The organism is Streptomyces glaucescens (assembly GCF_000761215.1).
Taxonomy (GTDB): Bacteria; Actinomycetota; Actinomycetes; order Streptomycetales; family Streptomycetaceae; genus Streptomyces; species Streptomyces glaucescens_B.
Genome location: NZ_CP009438.1, coordinates 7,153,672 through 7,171,906 on the forward strand (window position 1 = coordinate 7,153,672; position 18,235 = coordinate 7,171,906).

The 18,235-nt window shown below is 72.4% G+C and carries 14 protein-coding genes; 6 read left to right on the forward strand and 8 right to left on the reverse strand.

Annotated elements, in window-relative coordinates; translation table 11 throughout:
• Window positions 1–9: 9 nt before the first annotated feature.
• Both SGLAU_RS30820 and SGLAU_RS30825 read left to right on the forward strand, forming a co-directional pair.
• Window positions 10–213: an MbtH family protein gene (locus SGLAU_RS30820; protein ID WP_043505857.1), complete on the forward strand. Its 204-nt coding sequence runs from the start codon at window positions 10–12 to the stop codon at window positions 211–213.
• 101 nt (window positions 214–314) lie between these two features.
• A complete protein-coding gene (locus SGLAU_RS30825; RefSeq protein ID WP_052413975.1) occupies window positions 315–866 on the forward strand; it encodes a GNAT family N-acetyltransferase in 552 nt (183 codons plus the stop codon).
• Window positions 867–950: 84 nt separating this feature from the next.
• Here SGLAU_RS30825 and SGLAU_RS30830 read toward each other — a convergent pair whose 3' ends face one another.
• The gene (locus tag SGLAU_RS30830) at window positions 951–1,880 is read right to left on the reverse strand and encodes an anti-sigma factor RsbA family regulatory protein (protein WP_043505858.1); all 930 of its coding nucleotides are present in this window, start codon (window positions 1,878–1,880) and stop codon (window positions 951–953) included.
• Window positions 1,877–2,170: an STAS domain-containing protein gene (locus SGLAU_RS30835; RefSeq protein ID WP_043507282.1), complete on the reverse strand. Its 294-nt coding sequence runs from the start codon at window positions 2,168–2,170 to the stop codon at window positions 1,877–1,879. Before SGLAU_RS30835 ends, SGLAU_RS30830 begins: the two co-directional genes overlap by 4 nt.
• Window positions 2,171–2,671: 501 nt before the next feature.
• Between SGLAU_RS30835 and SGLAU_RS30840 the strand changes: the two genes are divergently transcribed.
• Both SGLAU_RS30840 and SGLAU_RS30845 read left to right on the forward strand, forming a co-directional pair.
• Complete coding sequence (locus tag SGLAU_RS30840; RefSeq protein WP_043505860.1) at window positions 2,672–2,875, forward strand: cold-shock protein; 204 nt, start codon at window positions 2,672–2,674, stop codon at window positions 2,873–2,875.
• Window positions 2,876–3,083: 208 nt separating this feature from the next.
• Window positions 3,084–4,589: a DEAD/DEAH box helicase gene (locus tag SGLAU_RS30845; RefSeq protein WP_043505861.1), complete on the forward strand. Its 1,506-nt coding sequence runs from the start codon at window positions 3,084–3,086 to the stop codon at window positions 4,587–4,589.
• A gap of 339 nt (window positions 4,590–4,928) precedes the next feature.
• On the opposite strand, the gene SGLAU_RS30850 is transcribed toward SGLAU_RS30845, so the two are convergent.
• The 4 genes from SGLAU_RS30850 to SGLAU_RS30865 all read right to left on the reverse strand — a co-directional run bounded on the left by SGLAU_RS30850 (window position 4,929) and on the right by SGLAU_RS30865 (window position 10,054).
• Window positions 4,929–6,752 carry a glycoside hydrolase family 2 protein gene (locus tag SGLAU_RS30850; protein WP_043505862.1) on the reverse strand — a complete coding sequence of 608 codons (1,824 nt, stop codon included), beginning with the start codon at window positions 6,750–6,752 and terminating at the stop codon, window positions 4,929–4,931.
• A gap of 65 nt (window positions 6,753–6,817) precedes the next feature.
• A complete protein-coding gene (locus tag SGLAU_RS30855; protein WP_043505864.1) occupies window positions 6,818–7,717 on the reverse strand; it encodes a carbohydrate ABC transporter permease in 900 nt (299 codons plus the stop codon).
• A 2-nt stretch (window positions 7,718–7,719) separates the two neighbouring features.
• A complete protein-coding gene (locus SGLAU_RS30860; RefSeq protein WP_043505865.1) occupies window positions 7,720–8,670 on the reverse strand; it encodes a carbohydrate ABC transporter permease in 951 nt (316 codons plus the stop codon).
• 19 nt (window positions 8,671–8,689) lie between these two features.
• Complete coding sequence (locus tag SGLAU_RS30865; protein WP_043505866.1) at window positions 8,690–10,054, reverse strand: extracellular solute-binding protein; 1,365 nt, start codon at window positions 10,052–10,054, stop codon at window positions 8,690–8,692.
• 265 nt (window positions 10,055–10,319) lie between these two features.
• Between SGLAU_RS30865 and SGLAU_RS30870 the strand changes: the two genes are divergently transcribed.
• Together SGLAU_RS30870 and SGLAU_RS30875 are read left to right on the forward strand one after the other, a co-directional pair.
• The gene (locus SGLAU_RS30870; protein ID WP_043505867.1) at window positions 10,320–11,393 is read left to right on the forward strand and encodes a LacI family DNA-binding transcriptional regulator; all 1,074 of its coding nucleotides are present in this window, start codon (window positions 10,320–10,322) and stop codon (window positions 11,391–11,393) included.
• A gap of 335 nt (window positions 11,394–11,728) precedes the next feature.
• Window positions 11,729–15,016, forward strand: coding sequence for a glycoside hydrolase family 2 (locus tag SGLAU_RS30875; protein WP_043505868.1), 3,288 nt, complete (start codon window positions 11,729–11,731; stop codon window positions 15,014–15,016).
• A 228-nt stretch (window positions 15,017–15,244) separates the two neighbouring features.
• On the opposite strand, the gene SGLAU_RS30880 is transcribed toward SGLAU_RS30875, so the two are convergent.
• Together SGLAU_RS30880 and SGLAU_RS30890 are read right to left on the reverse strand one after the other, a co-directional pair.
• Window positions 15,245–16,459 carry a phospholipase D-like domain-containing protein gene (locus SGLAU_RS30880; protein ID WP_043505870.1) on the reverse strand — a complete coding sequence of 405 codons (1,215 nt, stop codon included), beginning with the start codon at window positions 16,457–16,459 and terminating at the stop codon, window positions 15,245–15,247.
• A 534-nt stretch (window positions 16,460–16,993) separates the two neighbouring features.
• Window positions 16,994–18,229, reverse strand: coding sequence for an epoxide hydrolase family protein (locus SGLAU_RS30890; RefSeq protein WP_043505872.1), 1,236 nt, complete (start codon window positions 18,227–18,229; stop codon window positions 16,994–16,996).
• Window positions 18,230–18,235 lie beyond the last annotated feature (6 nt).

The window sequence follows — 18,235 nt, forward strand, 5'->3', positions numbered from 1 at the left end:
CCGACAGACATGGACGAGAACACCCGCTACCAGGTGCTGCGCAACGACGAGGAGCAGTACTCGCTGTGGCCCGTCGACATCGAGGTGCCCGCCGGCTGGCAGCCGGTCGGCAAGGAGGGCACGGAGGCCGAGTGCTCCGCCTACGTCGACGAGGTCTGGACCGACATGCGCCCGCGCAGCCTGCGTGAGCGCATGGAGAACGCCGAAGCCTGACGCGCCCGCGCGCAGCCACGCGGAACCGGGCCGGGGCGCGCCCCAGCGGCGCTGCCCCGGCCCGGGCCCGCCCGCCTGCCCGCCCTTCCCGAGGAGCCCTCATGACACCCGTCCTGCACACCGAACGACTCACCTTCCGCCCCTACCGCCCCGAGGACGAGGACGCCTTCGTGGGGCTGCTGCGCGACGAGGAGGTCTGCCGCTGGATGGGCCAGGAACGCGTCCCCGAGGCGGACATCCGCACCCTGTTCCGCGCCATCCTCGACGACGTCTACCCGCAGCGCCTGTTCGACGTGTGGGGGCTGTGGCAGGAGGACACCTTCGTCGGGCACGCGGAGGTGAAGAAGACCGGCAACGTCGACGGACACGAGCTGATCGCCGCTCTCGCGCCCCCCTACTGGGGCCGCGGCCTCGGCACCGAGGTGGTCCGCGGACTGCTCCGCCACGCCGCCGACAACCTGGGCCTGAAGGAGGCCTACGGCATGGTGGGCGCCGACAACGCCGCCAGCCTGGCCATGTGCCGCCGCCTCGGCTTCCGGCATGTACGGGACGTGACCGGGGACGACGGCACCGTCACCAGACTGCTGGTGATCCCGACGACGGAACCGCCGGCGAACGGCGACGGCACGGGCACGGCGGGCGCGGCGCGCTGACGTACCCCCGCGGCCTGCCGGACGGCGACGAGGGGAGGTGCGGGCGGGCGGCCCCCCGGGGGGAGCGGCCGCCCACCGCTCTCCCTACAGATCCAGGTAGAAGCGCACGGTCGTACCGGCCTCACCGGTGTGCACGCGCACCAGGTCGGTCACGTAGTGGACCAGCATCAGGCCCCGGCCGCCGATCTGCCCCGGCTGCGGCGGCCTGCGGCCGGCCAGCGGGTCGGACAGCCGTCCCGCGTCCCGGACCTCGCACACCAGCTGCCCCGCTTCGGCCCAGACCGCCAGCGTCCCGTGGCCGCCGCCGTGCACCACGCTGTTGGTCGTCAGCTCGGCCACCGCGAGCTCCATGTCCTGCAGCCGCTGCCGCGCGAGGCCCAGCCGCTCGGCCCGGACGACCGCGAACCGGCGGGCCTCCGGGAGGTCCCGGCTGCCGAAGGGGACGACGACGGCGTCCGCGGCCGGCGGCAGCTCCTCGTTGTAGCGGGCGACGACCGCCTGCCAGTCGTAGGCGTGACTGGTCTCCTCGCGGTCGCCGTCGATGACGGTCGGATGGGTGGCCCGCGCGTCGGCGATCACCCGCGGATCCAGGCGCGCCTCGTCGTACGGACACAGGATCGTCACCGCACGGCCCTCGAAGGCGACGTTGATCAGCGCCTCGTGCTGCGCGCACGCCGGGTACTCCACGGCGCTGCGCCCGGGCCAGACCGGCTCGCCGATGATCCGCACCCGCCCGCCGGGATGGGCGTCGGCGAAGCCCCGCAGGACCCGGGGGATGATCCGTCCCGGGTTGCGGCCGGCCTCGGCCATGTCCAGGAACAGGACGCCGTCGCCGTCCCTCCCCAGCCCGGCCCTGATCAGCTCCAGATGGGCACCCGGTACCGCCACGGCCGTCGGCTCACCGGCGGCCAGGCCCTCCCGAAGGAACGCCACCGTCCGCCGCGTGTACTCCTCCTCGCCGCGGTAGAACAGCGCGGGGTGCACGAAGGCGTCGTCAGGGGTCGTCGTGCTCATCGCGGCGTCACCTCGATCTGCGGCAGGCTCGGCCAGAACATCTCCAGCACCCGCGGAAGGTGCGGGGGCGGATGCTCGACCACCACCCGCCCCACGGGCAGGCCCATGGCGGTCACCGCCAGCGCCGTCACCCCCGCGACGTCCACGAAGGCCACGTCCGACAGCTCCAGATAGGACACACCCGTGTGCTGCCCGGCCAGCCTGGACAGGGCCTCCTCCCAGTGCGCCCGGGTGGTCTCGCTGATCTCGCCCCTGGCTCGTATCCCGCATCGACCGGGCAACGGACTCACCTCCAACGCGGCTCTCCCCGGCGACGCCGGGGGCTGCTCGCCCCCTCCATGCGGGACACCCATTCCGGGACTCCTCCACCATCCGCCGGCTGTCCGCCGACACGCCGCGGCCCGCCGGCTGGACGGGGCCACGCCTCCGGTCCGACAGCCTATAGCCGCGCCGGCCGCGGGTGACGCGGCCTTCCGGATACCGGGCGGCGCCTCCCCGCCCGAAAGTGACCTTCATCACGGCGAAGGGGCCCGCGGCGGGGCCGAGTCCCCCGCAGGGGGCCATATCTGTGCTCGCGAATTGAGAATTGCCCGCCGCGCCCGGTGAGTATTCCCCGTCGGCCGGTCGAGTTCAAATCATCGGCAGTGCGACGCCCATCGCGTCGTGCTACTGTCGATCTCAGTTGCAGGTGTGGTTCCCAGAAGGTTCATTTCCGACGGGTCAATCAGCACGGCGACACGGAATTCACACAGGGTGAATTCCCGATACCGCCTCCCGAAGGAGAATGAATAATGGCTACCGGCACCGTGAAGTGGTTCAACTCGGAAAAGGGCTTCGGCTTCATCGAGCAGGACGGCGGCGGCCCCGACGTCTTCGCCCACTACTCGAACATCGCCGCCCAGGGCTTCCGTGAGCTCTTCGAGGGCCAGAAGGTGTCCTTCGACGTCGCGCAGGGCCAGAAGGGCCCGACGGCCGAGAACATCGTTCCCGCCTGACGCCACCGGCGCTGACGCGTACTTCGCAGCTGGGGCCCGCACCTCTGGGGTGCGGGCCCCAGCTCGCTGCGTTTCAGGGCGCGGCCGGCGACGCATCTCCCGTCGGTCCGGCCCGCCCCACATCGTTCTCGGCTCGTCTCAAGATTCTCTGCGCCGCTCGTCTGCTGCGGGAATTCCTTGGCACGCGCCGCACCAAGGAAGGTTCCGCATGAAGCGTGCCCGCACACCCCGCACCCATGACCGCGCCGCGGCAGGCGCCCGCACCGGCCGCTCCGCCGGTGGGCGCCGCCCCTCGGCCCACGGCCGCCGGCCGGCCGGAGCGGCCGTACAGGGCGAGTTCGCTCCGCCCAAAACCATCACGCCCGCTCTGCCCCCGGCCGAGTCGTTCGCCGATCTCGCCATGCCCGGGCGGCTGCTGGACACGCTCGGCCAGGAGGGGGTGACCGTGCCGTTCCCCATCCAGGCGGCGACCCTGCCGAACTCCCTGGCCGGGCGGGACGTACTCGGCCGCGGGCGCACCGGATCGGGCAAGACCCTCGCCTTCGGCCTCGCCCTGCTGGCCCGCACCGCGGGGCGGCGTGCCGAGCCGCGGCAGCCGCTGGCTCTCGTGCTCGTCCCGACCCGTGAGCTCGCCCAGCAGGTCACCGACGCGCTCACGCCGTACGCCGGCTCGGTGGGCCTGCGGCTGGCCACCGTCGTCGGCGGCATGTCCATCGGCCGGCAGACCGGAGCGCTGCGGGCCGGTGCCGAGGTGGTCGTCGCGACGCCCGGGCGGCTGAAGGACCTCATCGACCGGGGAGCCTGCCGCCTGGACCAGGTGGCGATCACGGTCCTCGACGAGGCCGACCAGATGGCCGACATGGGCTTCATGCCGCAGGTCACCGCGCTGCTCGACCAGGTGCGCGCCGACGGGCAGCGGATGCTCTTCTCGGCCACCCTCGACCGCAACGTCGACCTGCTGGTCCGCCGCTACCTGACGGACCCGGTGGTGCACTCCGTCGACCCGTCGGCGGGCGCGGTCACCACGATGGAGCACCACGTCCTGCACGTGCACGACGCGGACAAGCACCGGACCACCACCGAGATCGCGGCCCGGGACGGCCGGGTGATCATGTTCCTCGACACCAAGCACGCGGTGGACCGGCTGACCAAGCACCTGCTGGGCAGCGGTGTGCGGGCCGCGGCCCTGCACGGGGGCAAGTCCCAGCCGCAGCGCACGCGCACCCTCACCCAGTTCAAGCGCGGGGACGTGACGGTACTCGTGGCGACCAACGTCGCGGCGCGCGGCATCCACGTCGACAACCTCGACCTGGTCGTCAACGTCGATCCGCCCACCGACCACAAGGACTACCTGCACCGCGGCGGCCGTACGGCCCGGGCCGGAGAGTCCGGCAGCGTCGTCACCCTGGTCACCCCCGACCAGCGCCGCGGCATGAACCGGCTGATGGCCGCCGCGGGCATCACGCCCCGGATCACCTCGGTGCGCTCCGGCGAGGCCGAGCTGAGCCGCATCACCGGTGCCCGGACCCCTTCCGGTGTCCCGGTCGTCATCACCGCGCCGGCCGTGGAACGCCCCCGCAGCGCGTCCCCCTCGTCCCGCGGCCGTCGAGGCCGCCGCGGGCCGGCGCGGCAGGGCCGCCCCGCCGGCGAGGCGGTGCGCAGGGCACCGGGACGGACCGGCTCCGGCTCGCCCGCCCCGGACGCCGCTCGCTGATCCGGCCCGGCCGGCGGGACACCCCCCGGCACCGCCCCGTCCCGGCGGCAGCGCCGCCGACGGGTGCGCGACCGCCGCGGGGTGCGCCCGTGCCCTGACGCGGCGCCCGCAGCGGGCGGGTGCGCAGGGGGAGCGGCCGTCCCGGCGGACGCGAACGACGGTGGCCGGCAGGACGGCCGGCCGTCCGGGGCGGCGGCCGGTGGGCCGGCGCGCTCACCGAGTTGGCACGCGCGCTGCCCGGGGCGGTTCCAGGGGCTCGCCCCGGAACCGCCCCGGGCAGGACGCGATCGTGGGTGACCAGCACGAGCCCCCGGGAACCCGGTCAGCGCATCGTGTCGGCTACGCGCCGTGCCGCTGCTCGATCGCGGCCGGCCGCAGTTGCGCGGCGCGGATCCGTCCGACGTCGAGCTTGCGGCCCCGGTCGAAGCGGTAGATGCCGTTCTGCTCCTGGAAGACGTCGGTCAACTGGGTGTAGCAGTAGCCGAACATGCCGGGATCGCCCAGCAGCACCTCGGTGAGGCCGCCGAACCGCGCGTAAAACTCCTCCTCGTCCCGCACCCGCTCGCCGTAACCCCAGGAGACGGTACGGTCCTCACCCGACTCGGCGGCGGCCGCCCCGGGATCCCACCAGATGCCGCCGAACTCGCTGACGAAGTACGGCTGACCCCGGTACGGCAGTGAGTAGGCGCTGCCGCTCTCGTGGCAGTTGACGAACGGCTCGTCCTTCGCGAGCCCCGACATCAGCTGCCGGAAGACCGCCGGGTCCTGCTCGTAGTTGTGGGAGTCGTAGACGTCGGTCTCGGCGACCCGGTGGGCGTACCCGGACGCGTCGATGACCGGCCTCGTGGTGTCCATGGCCTTGGTGGCCAGGAACATCGCGCGGGTCACGGCGTCCAGTCGGGTGATGCGGTCGTGCAGCTTCTGGTACGTCTCGTTGAGGGGACACCAGCCGATGATCGAGGGGTGGGAGTAGTCCCGCTCCAGGGCCTCCAGCCACTGGGCGACGTAGGAGGCGTCGGGCTGCTGGTTGTCACCGGAGGACCCGCCCGTCTCGCACCCCCAGTCGCCGAACTCCCCCCAGACCAGGTAGCCGAGGCGGTCCGCGTGGTGGAGGAAACGCTCCTCGAAGACCTTCTGGTGCAGCCGGGCCCCGTTGAAGCCCGCCGCCATGGCGAGTTCGATGTCCCGGACCAGGGCCTCGTCGGTCGGCGCGGTCATCAGCCCGTCCGGGTACCAGCCCTGGTCGAGGACCAGGCGCTGGAACACCGGGCGGCCGTTCAGGGTGACGGCCTTGCCGCGCAGTCCCACGGCGCGCAGACCTGCATAGCTCTCCGCGCTGTCGACGACCTGCCCGCCGGCGTCGAGGAGTTCGAGCCGCAGGTCGTACAGGTGCGGGTCGGCGGGGCTCCACTCGCGTCGCCTGCCGTCGGGCACCGCCAGGTGCAGGCGCGGGGCGAGGTCCAGGTCGGCGCGGCACTCGGCGCGGCTCACCTCGCCGTGCCGGTCGCCGAGGACGGCGCGCACCCGGTGTCCCGGCCGGTTGCCGGACAGGGGCAGTTCGAGGTGGAAGGCGGAACCGGCGAGGTCCGGGGTGATCCGGGGCCGCCGCAGGTGCACCTCGGGCACGGGCTCCAGCCAGACCGTCTGCCAGATGCCGGTGACCCGGGTGTAGTTGCAGTCGTGGTTCGCGTACCGGGTCGCCTGCTTGCCGCGGGCCTGCGGGCCGGACTTGGGGTCCCGGGCCCGGACGGTGATGACGACCTCTTCGCCCGTACCGGCGAGGTCACCGAGATCGGCAGTGAAAGGGGTGAAGCCGCCCCGGTGCCGTGCGACCTCGGTGCCGTCGGCCCACACGGTGGTGTCGTAGTCGACGGCGCCGAAGTGCAGCAGCACCCGGCGCCCGGCCCACTCCTCCGGGAGCCTGACGCTCCGCCGGTACCAGACGGCCTCCAGGAAGTCGGTGTCGCCGATGCCGGACAGCTCCGACTCGGGCGGGAACGGGACGAGGATCTCGTCGCGCAGTTCGCGGCCGAGCAGACCGCGCTCGAGGCCGCTGTCCCCCCGGTCGGTCTCGAACTGCCAAGTGCCGTTCAGATTGAGCCAGTCGCGGCGCACGAACTGCGGTCGCGGGTACTCCGGGCGCGGAACGGACTGCGTGGACACACATGCTCCAGTCGGTGGGACGGCGAGGGACCGCCGGATCGGCGGGGCGGGCGAAGCGGACGGGATCAGGAACCGCCGAGGCCGGTGGTGGCCACCGAGTCGACGATGCGGCGCTGGAAGAGGAGGAACACCACGATCAGCGGCAGCGCCGCCAGCAGCGCGGACGCCATGGACTGCGCGTACTGGATGCCGAAGGCGTCCTTCACGGTGGCGAGGCCCACCGGCAGCGTCATCAGGTCCGGGTCGTTGGTGACGATGAACGGCCACATGAAGTTGTTCCAGGCCCCGATGAAGACGAAGATCGCCACAGCGGCCACGATCGGCCGGGACAGCGGCAGCACGATCGACCGGAAGACCCGGAACTCCGACGCGCCGTCGATGCGCGCGGCGTCCTCCAGCTCCCGGGGGATGCCGTCGAAGAACCGCTTGAGGATGAACACCATCATGGGAGCGACCACCTGCGGAAGGATGACGGCCGCGTAGGTGTCCACCAGGTTGAACAGCAGCATCTGCTCGAACAGCGGCACGACCAGCAGCTGCGGCGGCACCATGATCGCGGCGACCGTGACGCCGAGGAGGGCCCGGCGGCCGCGGAACACGCCGCGCGAGAAGCCGTACGCGGCGAGGGCGGAGACCGTCACCGTGATCACGGTGACCAGTCCGGCGATCAGGAGGCTGTTGAACGCCCACAGCGTCACGTTCCCGCGGTCCAGGATCCGCCGGAACGCCTCGGCGGTGAACGGGCCCTTGAAGGGGGACAGGCCGGGGGACGCCACGTCCTGCTCGCTCTGCACGGACGTGGCGACCGCCCACAGGAGCGGCAGCAGCCAGACGGCCGCCAGCACGGCCAGCACGGTGCCGGCGAGGACGCGGGGCAGCCGGCCGTGCCCGAGGAGCAGCGGCGAGCCGGTCGCCGCACGGCCTGGAAGGCGCCGGGGGCGGACGGTCGGTGCGGTGGCGGACACGGTCAGTCCTCCCGGCGGAAGAGGCGGAGCTGCACGAGCGAGACGACGATGACGAGCGCGAAGAACAGGTAGGAGACGGCGGAGGCGTAGCCGAGCCGGTAGCCGGTGAAGCCGACGTCGTAGACGTATTCCAGGACCGGGCGGGTCGAGCCGTTGGGTCCGCCCTTGGTCAGGATGTAGATCTGGTCGAACACCTTCAGGGAGGCGAGGACCTGGAGCATCGCCACCAGGGCGGTGGTTCTGCGCAACTGCGGCAGCGTGATGGACCACAGGCGCCGCCACGCCCCGGCGCCGTCCAGCGCCGCGGCCTCGTCGTACGCCGAGGGCAGGGACTGCAGGGCGGCGAGGTAGAGCAGGAAGTTGAAGCCGGCCGTCCACCAGACGGTGAGGGCGGCGATCGACCACATCGCCACGGCCTCGTCGGAGAGCCAGCCGACCGGTCCGAGGCCGAAGGTGCCCAGGAGCTGGTTGGCCAGGCCGATGTCCGGCTGGTAGAGCCAGGTCCAGATGAGCGTCACCACGGTCACGGGCAGCAGGTAGGGGGCGAAGAAGGCCAGGCGCCACGCCCACTGCCCAGCCAGCCCGGTGTGCACCAGCAGCGCCATCACCAGCGCGATCAGCACGAGGGGGACGCTGGAGACGACGGTGAAGAACACGGTGTTGCCCAGGCTGCTCCACACGTCCGGGTCCCCGAACGCCTCGGCGTAGTTGGCGAAGCCGACGAACGCCGTGTCGCGCAGGGCGAGGGAGCTGTCGGTGAGGCTCATCCACAGCCCCTGCGCGAGGGGCCAGACCATGAAGAGGGCGAAGACGAGCAGGAACGGCAGGACGAAGAGCAGTCCCGACCCCGGGGCGCTCCGCGTGCCGCGGTGACCGGTGCGGTGGTGTCCGCCGGCCCGGGGGCCGGCCCGGCCGGTCCGTCCGCCGGTGCCCGGTGGTGCGATGGTCGTCACAGGGTCCTCCTTCTGCTCGTCACGCCACCGGGTTGGGCCGGCGCAGCAGCGCGTCCGCCTCGCGGACCATCTGGCGCACCGCCTTCTCGGCGGAGGTGTTGCCCAGCAGCGCCGACTGGAGCGGCTGGCACATCCGGTTCTGGAAGTCGGAACCGGCCCCGGCGAACCAGTTCGGCGGATCGAGCACCGCCACCTCGGCCGCGTCCGCGTACGAGGACTGCGGGTCGAGGGCGGCGTACTCCGGCGTCGCGAGCACCGGCCGGTACGCGGGAATGTGGCCGGCTTTCGCCCAGGTCAGGCTCTGCTTGACCATCGCCGCGACGTAGCGGTGGGCCTCCCGGCGGCGGGCCGGGTCGGGATCGTGCTGGTGCGGGAGGACGAAGCCGTGGCAGTCCGTGTAGACGGCCGGCCGGTCGAAGACCTGCGGGAAGGGGGCGGCACCCAGCGGGATGCCGGACTTCCTCAGCGTCGGCAGCTCCCACTCCCCGAGCATGACCATGCCGCCGCGTCCGCCGAGGAAACCGGCCATCGCCCCGTTGTAGTCGAGGTTGCGGGGGTTGGTCGTGCCGTCGAAGAGCCGCTGCATGAACGTCACCACACGCACGGCCGCGTCGATGTCGATCTCGGCCGGTCCGCCGTCCGGCAGGGTGAAGGCGGCGCCGGTCTGCGCGTAGAGGGCGGCGAACTGCCGCCAGCTCTGCGCCGTGTCGGTCACGTGGCCGAACAGGATGCCGGAGGCCCCGGTCGCCGCGGCGAGCGCCTTGCCCGCCTCCAGCAGCGCTTCCGGGGATCCCGTCGCGGTCAGTTCGCCCGAGGAGTCGAGGAGGCCCGCCTTGTCGGCTGCCTCCTTGTCGTAGAAGACGATGAACGGGTGGACGTCGAGCGGGACGGCGTAGACGGCGCCCGCGTGCCGCGTACGCGCCCAGACCGCCGGCGTGAAGTCCTCCGGGGTGACGCCGAACTCGGCGAGCAGGCCGAGGTCGAAGGGGTCCAGCAGGCCGCCGGGGGCGTAGCCCGGCAGCCGGGACAGGTGCGCGACCGCGACGTCGGAGGCCCGGCCGCCGGCGGCCGACATGGCCAGCTTGGTGTAGTAGGACGGGCCCCAGTCCAGGATCGTCCGGTCGACCTCGAAACCGTCCGTACCGCTGGAGACGGTCCTGATCATGTCGTCCATCAGCATGCCGTCGCCGCCCTGGAAGAGGTCCCAGACGCTGAGCGCGGAGGCGTCGGAGGCGGAGGCCGGTGAGGCGCAGCCGGACAGCGGGCCGGCGGTGAGCAGCGCGCCCGCCGCGGCCATGCCGTGGCCCAGCAGCCGGCGGCGCGAGAGACCGGGCGCCGGAGGGGGCGGAACCGTGGTTTCCGTGACGGGGGGCGGGGGTGTCATCGCGGACCTTTCGACGGCCGGACACGCCTGCCGGACGGGTACGGCGCCGGGGCCGGCGAGGCGTCCCGGGCCCGGCAGGCGGGGAGGCGCACCGGCTGAATCGGTGCGGTGGCTCGTTTTTACATCGATGTACATTCGCTGTAAAGACTCCGCACAAGGGCCGGGAGCCGGGCCGTGCCCGGGCGGGGCGCACACGGTCGTCCGGACCCGGGAACCGCGCCGCGGCGGACTTAGACTCGGCGGCGGGACGCAGGGGAGGTTTCCGGTGGCACGACCCAGGATCAAGGACGTCGCACGGCACGCGGGAGTGTCGGAGAAGACGGTCTCCAACGTGATCAACGACTACGCCCACGTCTCCGACCGGACCAGGCGCGCCGTGCAGGAAGCCATCCAGCAGCTCGGCTACAAGGTCAACCTGGCCGGACGCCATCTGCGCAAGGGCCGCACCGGCATCATCGCCCTCGTCGTGCCCGAGCTGGACGTCCCCTACTTCGCCGAACTCGCCCGGCACGTCATCCGCGAGGCGGAACAGCGCCGGCTGACCGTGCTGATCCACCAGACCGGAGCGGACCGTGATCACGAACTGGCGGCGCTGACCGGGTTCGGTTCGACCTTCGTGGACGGGGTCATCCTCAGTCCGCTCGCGCTCGACGCCGACGACCTGCGCGATCGCGTCCCGGGCGCGCCGCCCACCGTGCTCCTGGGAGAGCTGCTGGAGGAGGGCGCCGACCATGTGGCCATCGACAACGAGAAGGCCGCGCGGGAGGCGACCGAGCACCTGATCGCCCTCGGGCGCCGCACCGTCCTCGCCATCGGCGGCCGGGCCGACGCGGGCCTCGGCACGGCGGAGGCCCGCACCCGCGGCTACCTCGCCGCCCTCGCGGAGGCGGGCATCGCCCACGACCCGGCCGCCCTGCTGCCCGTGAAGTCCTTCAGGATGCCCGACGGCGCCGAGGCCGTGGCGAGGGCGCTGCGGGAGGGCCTGCGGCCCGACGCGTTGCTCTGCCTCAACGACCAACTGGCGCTGGGGGCCCTGCGCGCGCTGCACGAACAAGGGCTCCGGGTGCCGGACGACGTCGCCGTCATCGGTTTCGACGACGTGGAGGGCGGGCGGTTCAGCATCCCGACGCTGAGCACCGTGGCCCCCGATAAGGCGGCCGTGGCCCGGCTCGCCGTCGAGCTGCTGCAACGCCGTATGCAGGAGGACGGGACGGACGGGACGGGCGGGGACGGGGTCGGCGCCGGCGCGGCACCGGCCTTGGACCGGTCGCTGCAGGACCTGGTGGCACCGCACCGTCTCGTCCTGCGGGAGAGCACCGAGGGGCGGGTGTCCCGCTGACCGTCAGGTCACCCGCGGCCGGCCGGGGGGGCCGGAGCCGTCCGGCGCTTCCCGGCGCCGCAACATAGCACGGAACACAGACCGACGGAACCACCCAGGAACCATCAGCGGTCGCACAGATTCCGTCACCTGGCCGGATGGCGGAGGGATGCCCGAGGTCTGGACAGCCGCGAAAGCGGCATGCTCTGATTCCGCCTGGCACGTGCTGTACATCGTTGAAAACCGCCCGGGTGATGCGGACTCCCGCGGCGTCGGCGCCCACCTGCCTGATCCCGGTCCCCGCCGGTCCGGTGCCGGTGCCTGATCCCAGGCCCTCTGCGCGAGGAAAGGGTTCGATGACCACGAGACACACTCGCCGACGAACCACCCTCTGGGCGCTGCTGACCGCGGCGGCCCTCGTCCTGCCCACGCCCGGCCTGACGGCCACCGCTTCCGCCACGGCATCGGCCGCCGAGACGTCCGGCGGCGCGCCGGGGCTCCCGGTCCGCGAGGCCGCGGCCGCGGTGCACGGCCTGAAGGGCGAGTACTTCCGTATGTCCGCGCCCGGCGCACGGGACTTCGCCGAATCCGGCGGGACCCTGCTCGACCCGCAGATCAACTTCTCCGACCTGACCGGTACCTTCCAGGAACTGACCGGCAGGACCGAGCACACCACCGCCCGCTGGACCGGCCGGATCGAGCCGCCGGTCACCGGCGACTACACCTTCCACGCCATCGGCGACAACGGCTTCCGCCTGTACATCGACGGCGAGCCGGTCATCGACCACTGGGTGGGGGACTGGGACAGGGAACAGACGAGCGCCCCCGTCACGCTCACCGCGGGGGAGCGGCACGACTTCCGCCTGGAGATGTTCCAGGACACCGGCGGAGCCGGCATGTTCCTGCGCTGGTCGGCCCCCGGCCTGCCCAAGCAGCTCGTACCGCAGTCGGCGTTCACCCCGCCGGACGGCTTCGAGGTCTACCCGGTGGAGCCGTCCGTCTCCGGGAACGGGCGGCAGGTGCGCGCCCGGTTCGAGGGCGACCTCGGCGGTGACACCGGTACGGTCGCCGGTCACCTGAAGATCGAGGCCGACACCACCGCCATGCCGATCGCCGGTGCTGCCGTGGCCCCCGGCGACCCCCGCTCCCTCCTCGTCACCCTCGCGGCGCCGATCCAGAAGGGACAGCAGGTCAGACTCACCTACGACGGCACGGGCGGGCTGACGTCCGGCGGCGAGACCGTACCGAGGATCATCCGCTGGGCACGGAACGACTCCACCCACCGGCTCACCACCCCGTGGGGCGACAAGCTCGACGAGCGCAACCCGCTGCCGGAGTACCCGCGCCCGCAGCAGGTGCGGTCCCGCTGGAAGAACCTGAACGGACCCTGGCAGTTCAGCGGCGCGGCGCCGGGGGAGCGGCCGGTCTTCGGCAAGGACCTCGACGAGAGGATCATCGTGCCGTTCCCGGTCGAGTCGCAGCTCTCCGGCATCGAACGGCACGAGGACCACATGTTCTACCGCAGACTCGTCGACGTGCCGAAGAGCTGGAACGTCGGCACGGGGGGCGACGGCAACCGGCTCGTGCTCAACTTCGGGGCCGTGGACCACCGGGCCCGGGTCTGGGTCAACGGCAGACAGGTCACCGAACACACCGGCGGTTACACGGCGTTCAGCGCGGACGTCACCGACGCGCTCGAACGCACCGGGCCGCAGGAGATCGTGGTCGCCGTCACCGACACCGGCGGCGCCGACCAGCCGAAGGGCAAGCAGTCCACCCACCCGGGCGGCATCTTCTACACGCAGTCGTCCGGCATCTGGCAGACGGTGTGGATGGAACCGGTCGCCCGCACCTCCATCGACGACATCGTCACCACCCCCGACATCGACAGCGCCCGCCTGGCACTGACCGTCGAGTCCGACGACGCCTCGCCCGCGGCCCGCGTCGAGGCCGTCGCACGCGACGCCCGCGGCAGGGTGGTCGGCCGGACCAGCGGACCGGCCAACAGGGAACTGCGCCTGCCGGTGGCGGACCAGCACCTGTGGAGCCCGGACGACCCCTACCTCTACGACCTCGACGTCAGGCTCATCGACGGCCGCTCGACCGACAGGGCCGGCAGCTACTTCGGCATGCGGGAGATCGGCGTCGAGAAGGTCGGCGGTTTCCGGAAACTCGTCCTCAACGGCGAGCCGGTCTTCTCCCTCGCCACGCTCGACCAGGGCTTCTGGCCCGACGGCCTGTACACCCCGCCGAGCGACGCGGCGCTCGCCTTCGACCTGAAGGCGCACAAGCGGCTCGGCTTCAACGCCGTCCGCAAGCACATCAAGGTGGAGTCGCCGCGCTGGTTCCACCACGCGGACCGGCTCGGCCTGCTGGTCTGGCAGGATTTCGTCTCCGGCGACCTCACGTCGGACACGGGGCGTGCAGCCTTCGTCGACCAGGGCCTGGAGACGGTGCGGCAGCACCGCAGCTCGCCCTCCGTGATCGGCTGGGTCGTCTTCAACGAGGGCTGGGGCGAATGGAACCGTGAGGAGAGCGGTCGCCTCGCCGAAACGGTCAAGGCCGCCGACCCGTCCCGGGTGGTCAACGCCCACAGCGGCGTCAACTGCTGCAACTCCAAGGGTGACTCCGGCAAGGGCGACATCATCGACCACCACGACTACAACAACGACGACCCGCCGTTCCCGGACCACCGGGCGGCCATGGACGGCGAGCACGGCGGCTTCACCCTCCGCACCCCGGGCCACATGTGGCCGGGCGCCCCGACGGTGATCTACAGCGGGGTCGAGGACAAGGAGGCACTGACGCGCACGTACGTGGAGAACACCGAGAAGTACTACCTCGACCAGGCCGCCCACGAACTGTCGGGCTCGGTGTACACGCAGATCACCGACCTGGAGAACGAACTCAACGGCCTCTACACGTACGACCGCCGGCAGATCAAGGTCGATCCGGTCCGGGTGCGGGAGATCAACCTCCGGGTCATCGCGGCGGGGGCCGCGGCGGGCGAGCGAGGGAACCTGGAGGGCGGCGGACACTGGGCCCTCGACGAGGGCACGGGCGGCACCGCGCGGGACGACGGCCCCAACGGCGAACCCCTGACCCTGACCGGGGGCACCACGTGGACCGCCGGGATCGACGGCAGCGCGCTGAGGTTCGACGGCCGGGGACAGTACGCGCGGACCGACGGCCCGGTGCTCGACACCACCGCCGGCTACTCCGTCTCCGCCTGGGTGACCCTCGACTCGCTCCCCGAGAACTACGCCACCGCGGTCAGCCAGGACACCCGCCGCCGGGCCGGCCCGTTCTACCTCCAGTACGGCCGGGGCGCCTTCGCCTTCAGCACGCCCGGCGAGCACCGCGCCCGGCTGGAGATCACACCGGAGACGGGCCGCTGGTACCACCTCGTCGGCGTACGGGACAGCGCGAGCGACGAGATCCGCCTGTACGTCGACGGCGTGCCGGCGGCGACCGCCAAGGCCGGTCCCGCCTACCCGAGCACCGGCCCGTTCACCGTCGGCAGGGCCCAGTGGGACGGCGCGCACGCGGACTTCTGGGACGGGGCGGTCGACGAGGTCCATGCCTTCGACAGGGCACTGACCGCGGCGGAGGTGAGCGCGCTCCACGCGCGTCAGAAGCCGTAGACCGGCCAGGGGCCGCCCCGGAAGCCACGAGCACCCGGGGCAGCCCCGTGCCGCCGTCCGGCACGTTCGTCGGCGCGGGCGGGTGCGGGCGGGTGCGGGCCGGTGCGGTGCCGGTCGGGTACGGGTGAGCTGACCGGCGATCCGGGCGCTCCTCCGGCCGGCCGGGCGCGGCATCCGCGGGTGCGTCCGGCGGCCCCGGTGTCGCGCGCCCGGGAGGCGGTGCGGTGGTCAGAGGTAGCGGCGGATCGGCTGGACGGCGGTCTCCCGGGCGCGCTGGAGCATCGAGCGCCGTTTCCAGCGGCCGGCCCGGATCAGCCGGCTGGCCGCCACGTCCTCGTCGAAGTGGGCGTCGAGCGTGGCGGTGAACTGCTCGTCGAGCACGGCGAGCATGATCTCCTCGTCGTGGTCGAGGGAGCGCCGGTTGAAGTTGGTCGAACCGACGAGGGAGGCGATCCGGTCGACGGTGATGATCTTGGCGTGCATCATGGTCGGCTGGTACTGGTGGATCTTGACACCGCAGGCGAGCAGCTCCTCGTAGAAGTGCTGTCCGGCCAGCTGGCAGACGCGCTTGTCGGTGTGCGGGCCGGGCAGCAGGATCTCCACCTCCACCCCGCGCCGTGCGGCGGCGCACAGCAGGCCGACGAAGTAGGCGTCCGGGGAGAAGTAGGCGGTGGCCAGCCGGAACCGCTCCTCGGCGGACTCGATCATCACGCGGATCAGGGTCTGCATGTCCTGCCAGCCCAGGCTGGCCGACCCGCGCACCACCTGCACCACCGCGTCGCCCTGCGGGCGGTGGGCGGTGAACCGGTCGTGCTCGTCGAAGAGCTCGTCGTGGCACTCGGCCCAGTTCTGCGCGAACGCCGCGGCGACGCCGTCCACCGCGGGCCCGCGCACCTGGACGTGCGTGTCCCGCCACTCGTGCGGGTTGCGGGCGTCGCCGCACCACTCCTCGGCGATCCCCACGCCTCCCGTGAAGGCAGTCTCCTCGTCGACGACCAGGACCTTGCGGTGGCAGCGGTGGTTCTGCTTGAGCGGCGAGAGGTACAGCGGCTTGCGGAACCACGCCACCTGCACGCCCGACCGGTCCATGTCGTCCAGCAGGTCCTTGTCGATCAGCCGGCTGCCGAAGCCGTCCAGCAGCAGGCGCACCCGTACGCCGGCCCGGGCGCGCTCGGCCAGCGTGTGAGCGAACTGGCGGGCGATGTCGCCCTTCCAGTACACGAACGTCATCATGTCGACCGTGTGCTCGGCGGAGCGGATGGCGTCGAGCATGGCCGGGAAGATCTCGTCCCCGTTGCGCAGGACGGCCAGCGCGTTCCCCTCGGTCGCCGCGATGCCGATCAGGCGCTCCAGGCGTCGTCGTATGCGCACGGCCCGCTCGTCGGCGTCTCTGCCGCCCACCGCGCGGTCCGCGGATTCGGGTATCTCCTGTGTACTGGTCATTGTTCTCCTTCCGGGCCGGGCACGGCGAAGCAGCATGGCGGGCGGGCCCGGTCCGGTTCAAGCCGCGGTGCGGGGCGAGGGCAACGGCGAGTGCCGGCGGCGGGCCGGGCGGGGCACGGCGCGCGGCTCGAGGACAGCGAGGTGGGCGGGGGTGCGAGCAGCGCGGCGTACGCCGGCAGGCGGGGTGGCGAAAGGGGCCGGCTGCGGGTTCCCGGTGTCGTTCAGGTCACAGCCGTGCCGCCCGGAAGCCGGTAAGCCCCGCCACGGCGGCCACGGCGATCAAGGACGTCTCTCGCGGGCGCCGCGGGATCGCCCGCGGCGGACCGCACACGGCGGGGCCGACCGGCGTCGCGCCGAGGGCCACCCCTGACAGAATGATCAGACCATCCGGTTCCATGCCCCCCACCGTCCCTCTTGCGTGTTCCTCCAGCACATGCCTTGTGCCCGGCTTTCGGGCAGGTCATGGGCGGCAGCCTCACCGACAGCTCACGTGTCCACGTCGCCCGGCCCGGCCGGTCGAGCCGGCGGGGCCGTTCAGGGCCTGCGGCCGCGGAAGGTGCGGCGCAGGTCGCCCACCCAGGCGTCGGGGTTCTCCCAGGGGATGAAGTGGCCGCCGCGGTCATGGGCGTTGACGTTGACGTGGTTGAACCAGCCGGCTTGCGGGCCGGCCAAGAACGCCTGGACGCGTTCGTCGGCGGTGCGGACCCCGGGCGGGTTCTCGTACGTGACGAAGGTGAGGCCGACCGGGGCCTGTACGACCGGGGTGCGGTCGTGGGCCGGCGCCCAGGGGTAGCGGTTGGCATTGGCGTAGTAGCGCATCGATGTCGCGGCGGAGTTGTTCACCCAGTAGATCGTCGCGTGGGTGAGCAGGTCGTCCTTGGTGAAGACGGATTCGAGGTCGCCGCCGTTGTCGCTCCAGGCGTTCCAGCGCTGCAGCAGCCAGGCGAGCAGTCCCGCGGGCGAGTCGCTCAGCCCGTGGGCGAGGGTCGCGCCGTCGAGCATGTGCACGGCCAGGTGGGACGCCCAGCGGTGGTCCAGCTCGATGAGGCGGGCACGGACGTCGGCGGGCTGGTCGTCGGAGAGGGGCCGGTTCCTGGCGAAGTCCCAGGCGCGGGGGCCGGTGAAGAAGTCGAGCGGCAGCCCGGAGCCGATGTGGATGCCGTACAGCGCGTCGGCGTACTTGTGGCCGAGCTGGCTGGAGACGAGCCCGCCGATGTCGCAGCCCCCGGCGGCGTACTTCTCGTATCCCAGGCTCTCGGTCATCAGGGTGTGCCAGAGGTCGGCGACCTTCCAGAAGTTGACGTCCGGGAAGCCGGTGAGCGGGCCGGGGAAGCCGAAGCCGGGCAGGGACGGCACGATGACGTCGAACGCGTCGGCCGGGTCACCGCCGAACGCGGCCGGGTCGGCGAGCGGGTCGATCACCCTCGACCAGTGCCAGAACGTCCACGGCCAGCCGTGGGTGAGGATCAGCGGGATCGGCCGGGGACCCCGCCCGGGCTTGCGCATGAAGTGCACGGGCACGCCCGTGACGCTCACCACGTAGTGCTCGTACGCGTTGAAGGCCGTCTCGGCCCTGCGCCAGTCGTAGCCGTCCCGCCAGTAGGCGACCAGCTCACGGAGACAGCCGTCCGGGACGCCGTACGACCAGTCCTCGTTCCCCTCGTCCAGCGGCGGACGGGTCAGTGCGAGACGGGCGCGCAGGTCATCGAGGACCTCGTCGGGCACGTGGATCGAGCAGGGTTCCAGGGGGAAGGCGTGCGGCGTGGTCATGCCGGT

Excerpts from the sequence above, each read along its gene's own strand:
- SGLAU_RS30890 (WP_043505872.1), bottom strand. The coding sequence starts at position 18,229 with ATGACCACGCCGCACGCCTTCCCCCTGGAACCCTGCTCGATCCACGTG.
- SGLAU_RS30840 (WP_043505860.1), top strand. The coding sequence starts at position 2,672 with ATGGCTACCGGCACCGTGAAGTGGTTCAACTCGGAAAAGGGCTTCGGC.
- SGLAU_RS30875 (WP_043505868.1), top strand. The coding sequence starts at position 11,729 with ATGACCACGAGACACACTCGCCGACGAACCACCCTCTGGGCGCTGCTG.
- SGLAU_RS30865 (WP_043505866.1), bottom strand. The coding sequence starts at position 10,054 with ATGACACCCCCGCCCCCCGTCACGGAAACCACGGTTCCGCCCCCTCCG.
- SGLAU_RS30845 (WP_043505861.1), top strand. The coding sequence starts at position 3,084 with ATGAAGCGTGCCCGCACACCCCGCACCCATGACCGCGCCGCGGCAGGC.
- SGLAU_RS30820 (WP_043505857.1), top strand. The coding sequence starts at position 10 with ATGGACGAGAACACCCGCTACCAGGTGCTGCGCAACGACGAGGAGCAG.
- SGLAU_RS30880 (WP_043505870.1), bottom strand. The coding sequence starts at position 16,459 with ATGACCAGTACACAGGAGATACCCGAATCCGCGGACCGCGCGGTGGGC.
- SGLAU_RS30825 (WP_052413975.1), top strand. The coding sequence starts at position 315 with ATGACACCCGTCCTGCACACCGAACGACTCACCTTCCGCCCCTACCGC.
- SGLAU_RS30830 (WP_043505858.1), bottom strand. The coding sequence starts at position 1,880 with ATGAGCACGACGACCCCTGACGACGCCTTCGTGCACCCCGCGCTGTTC.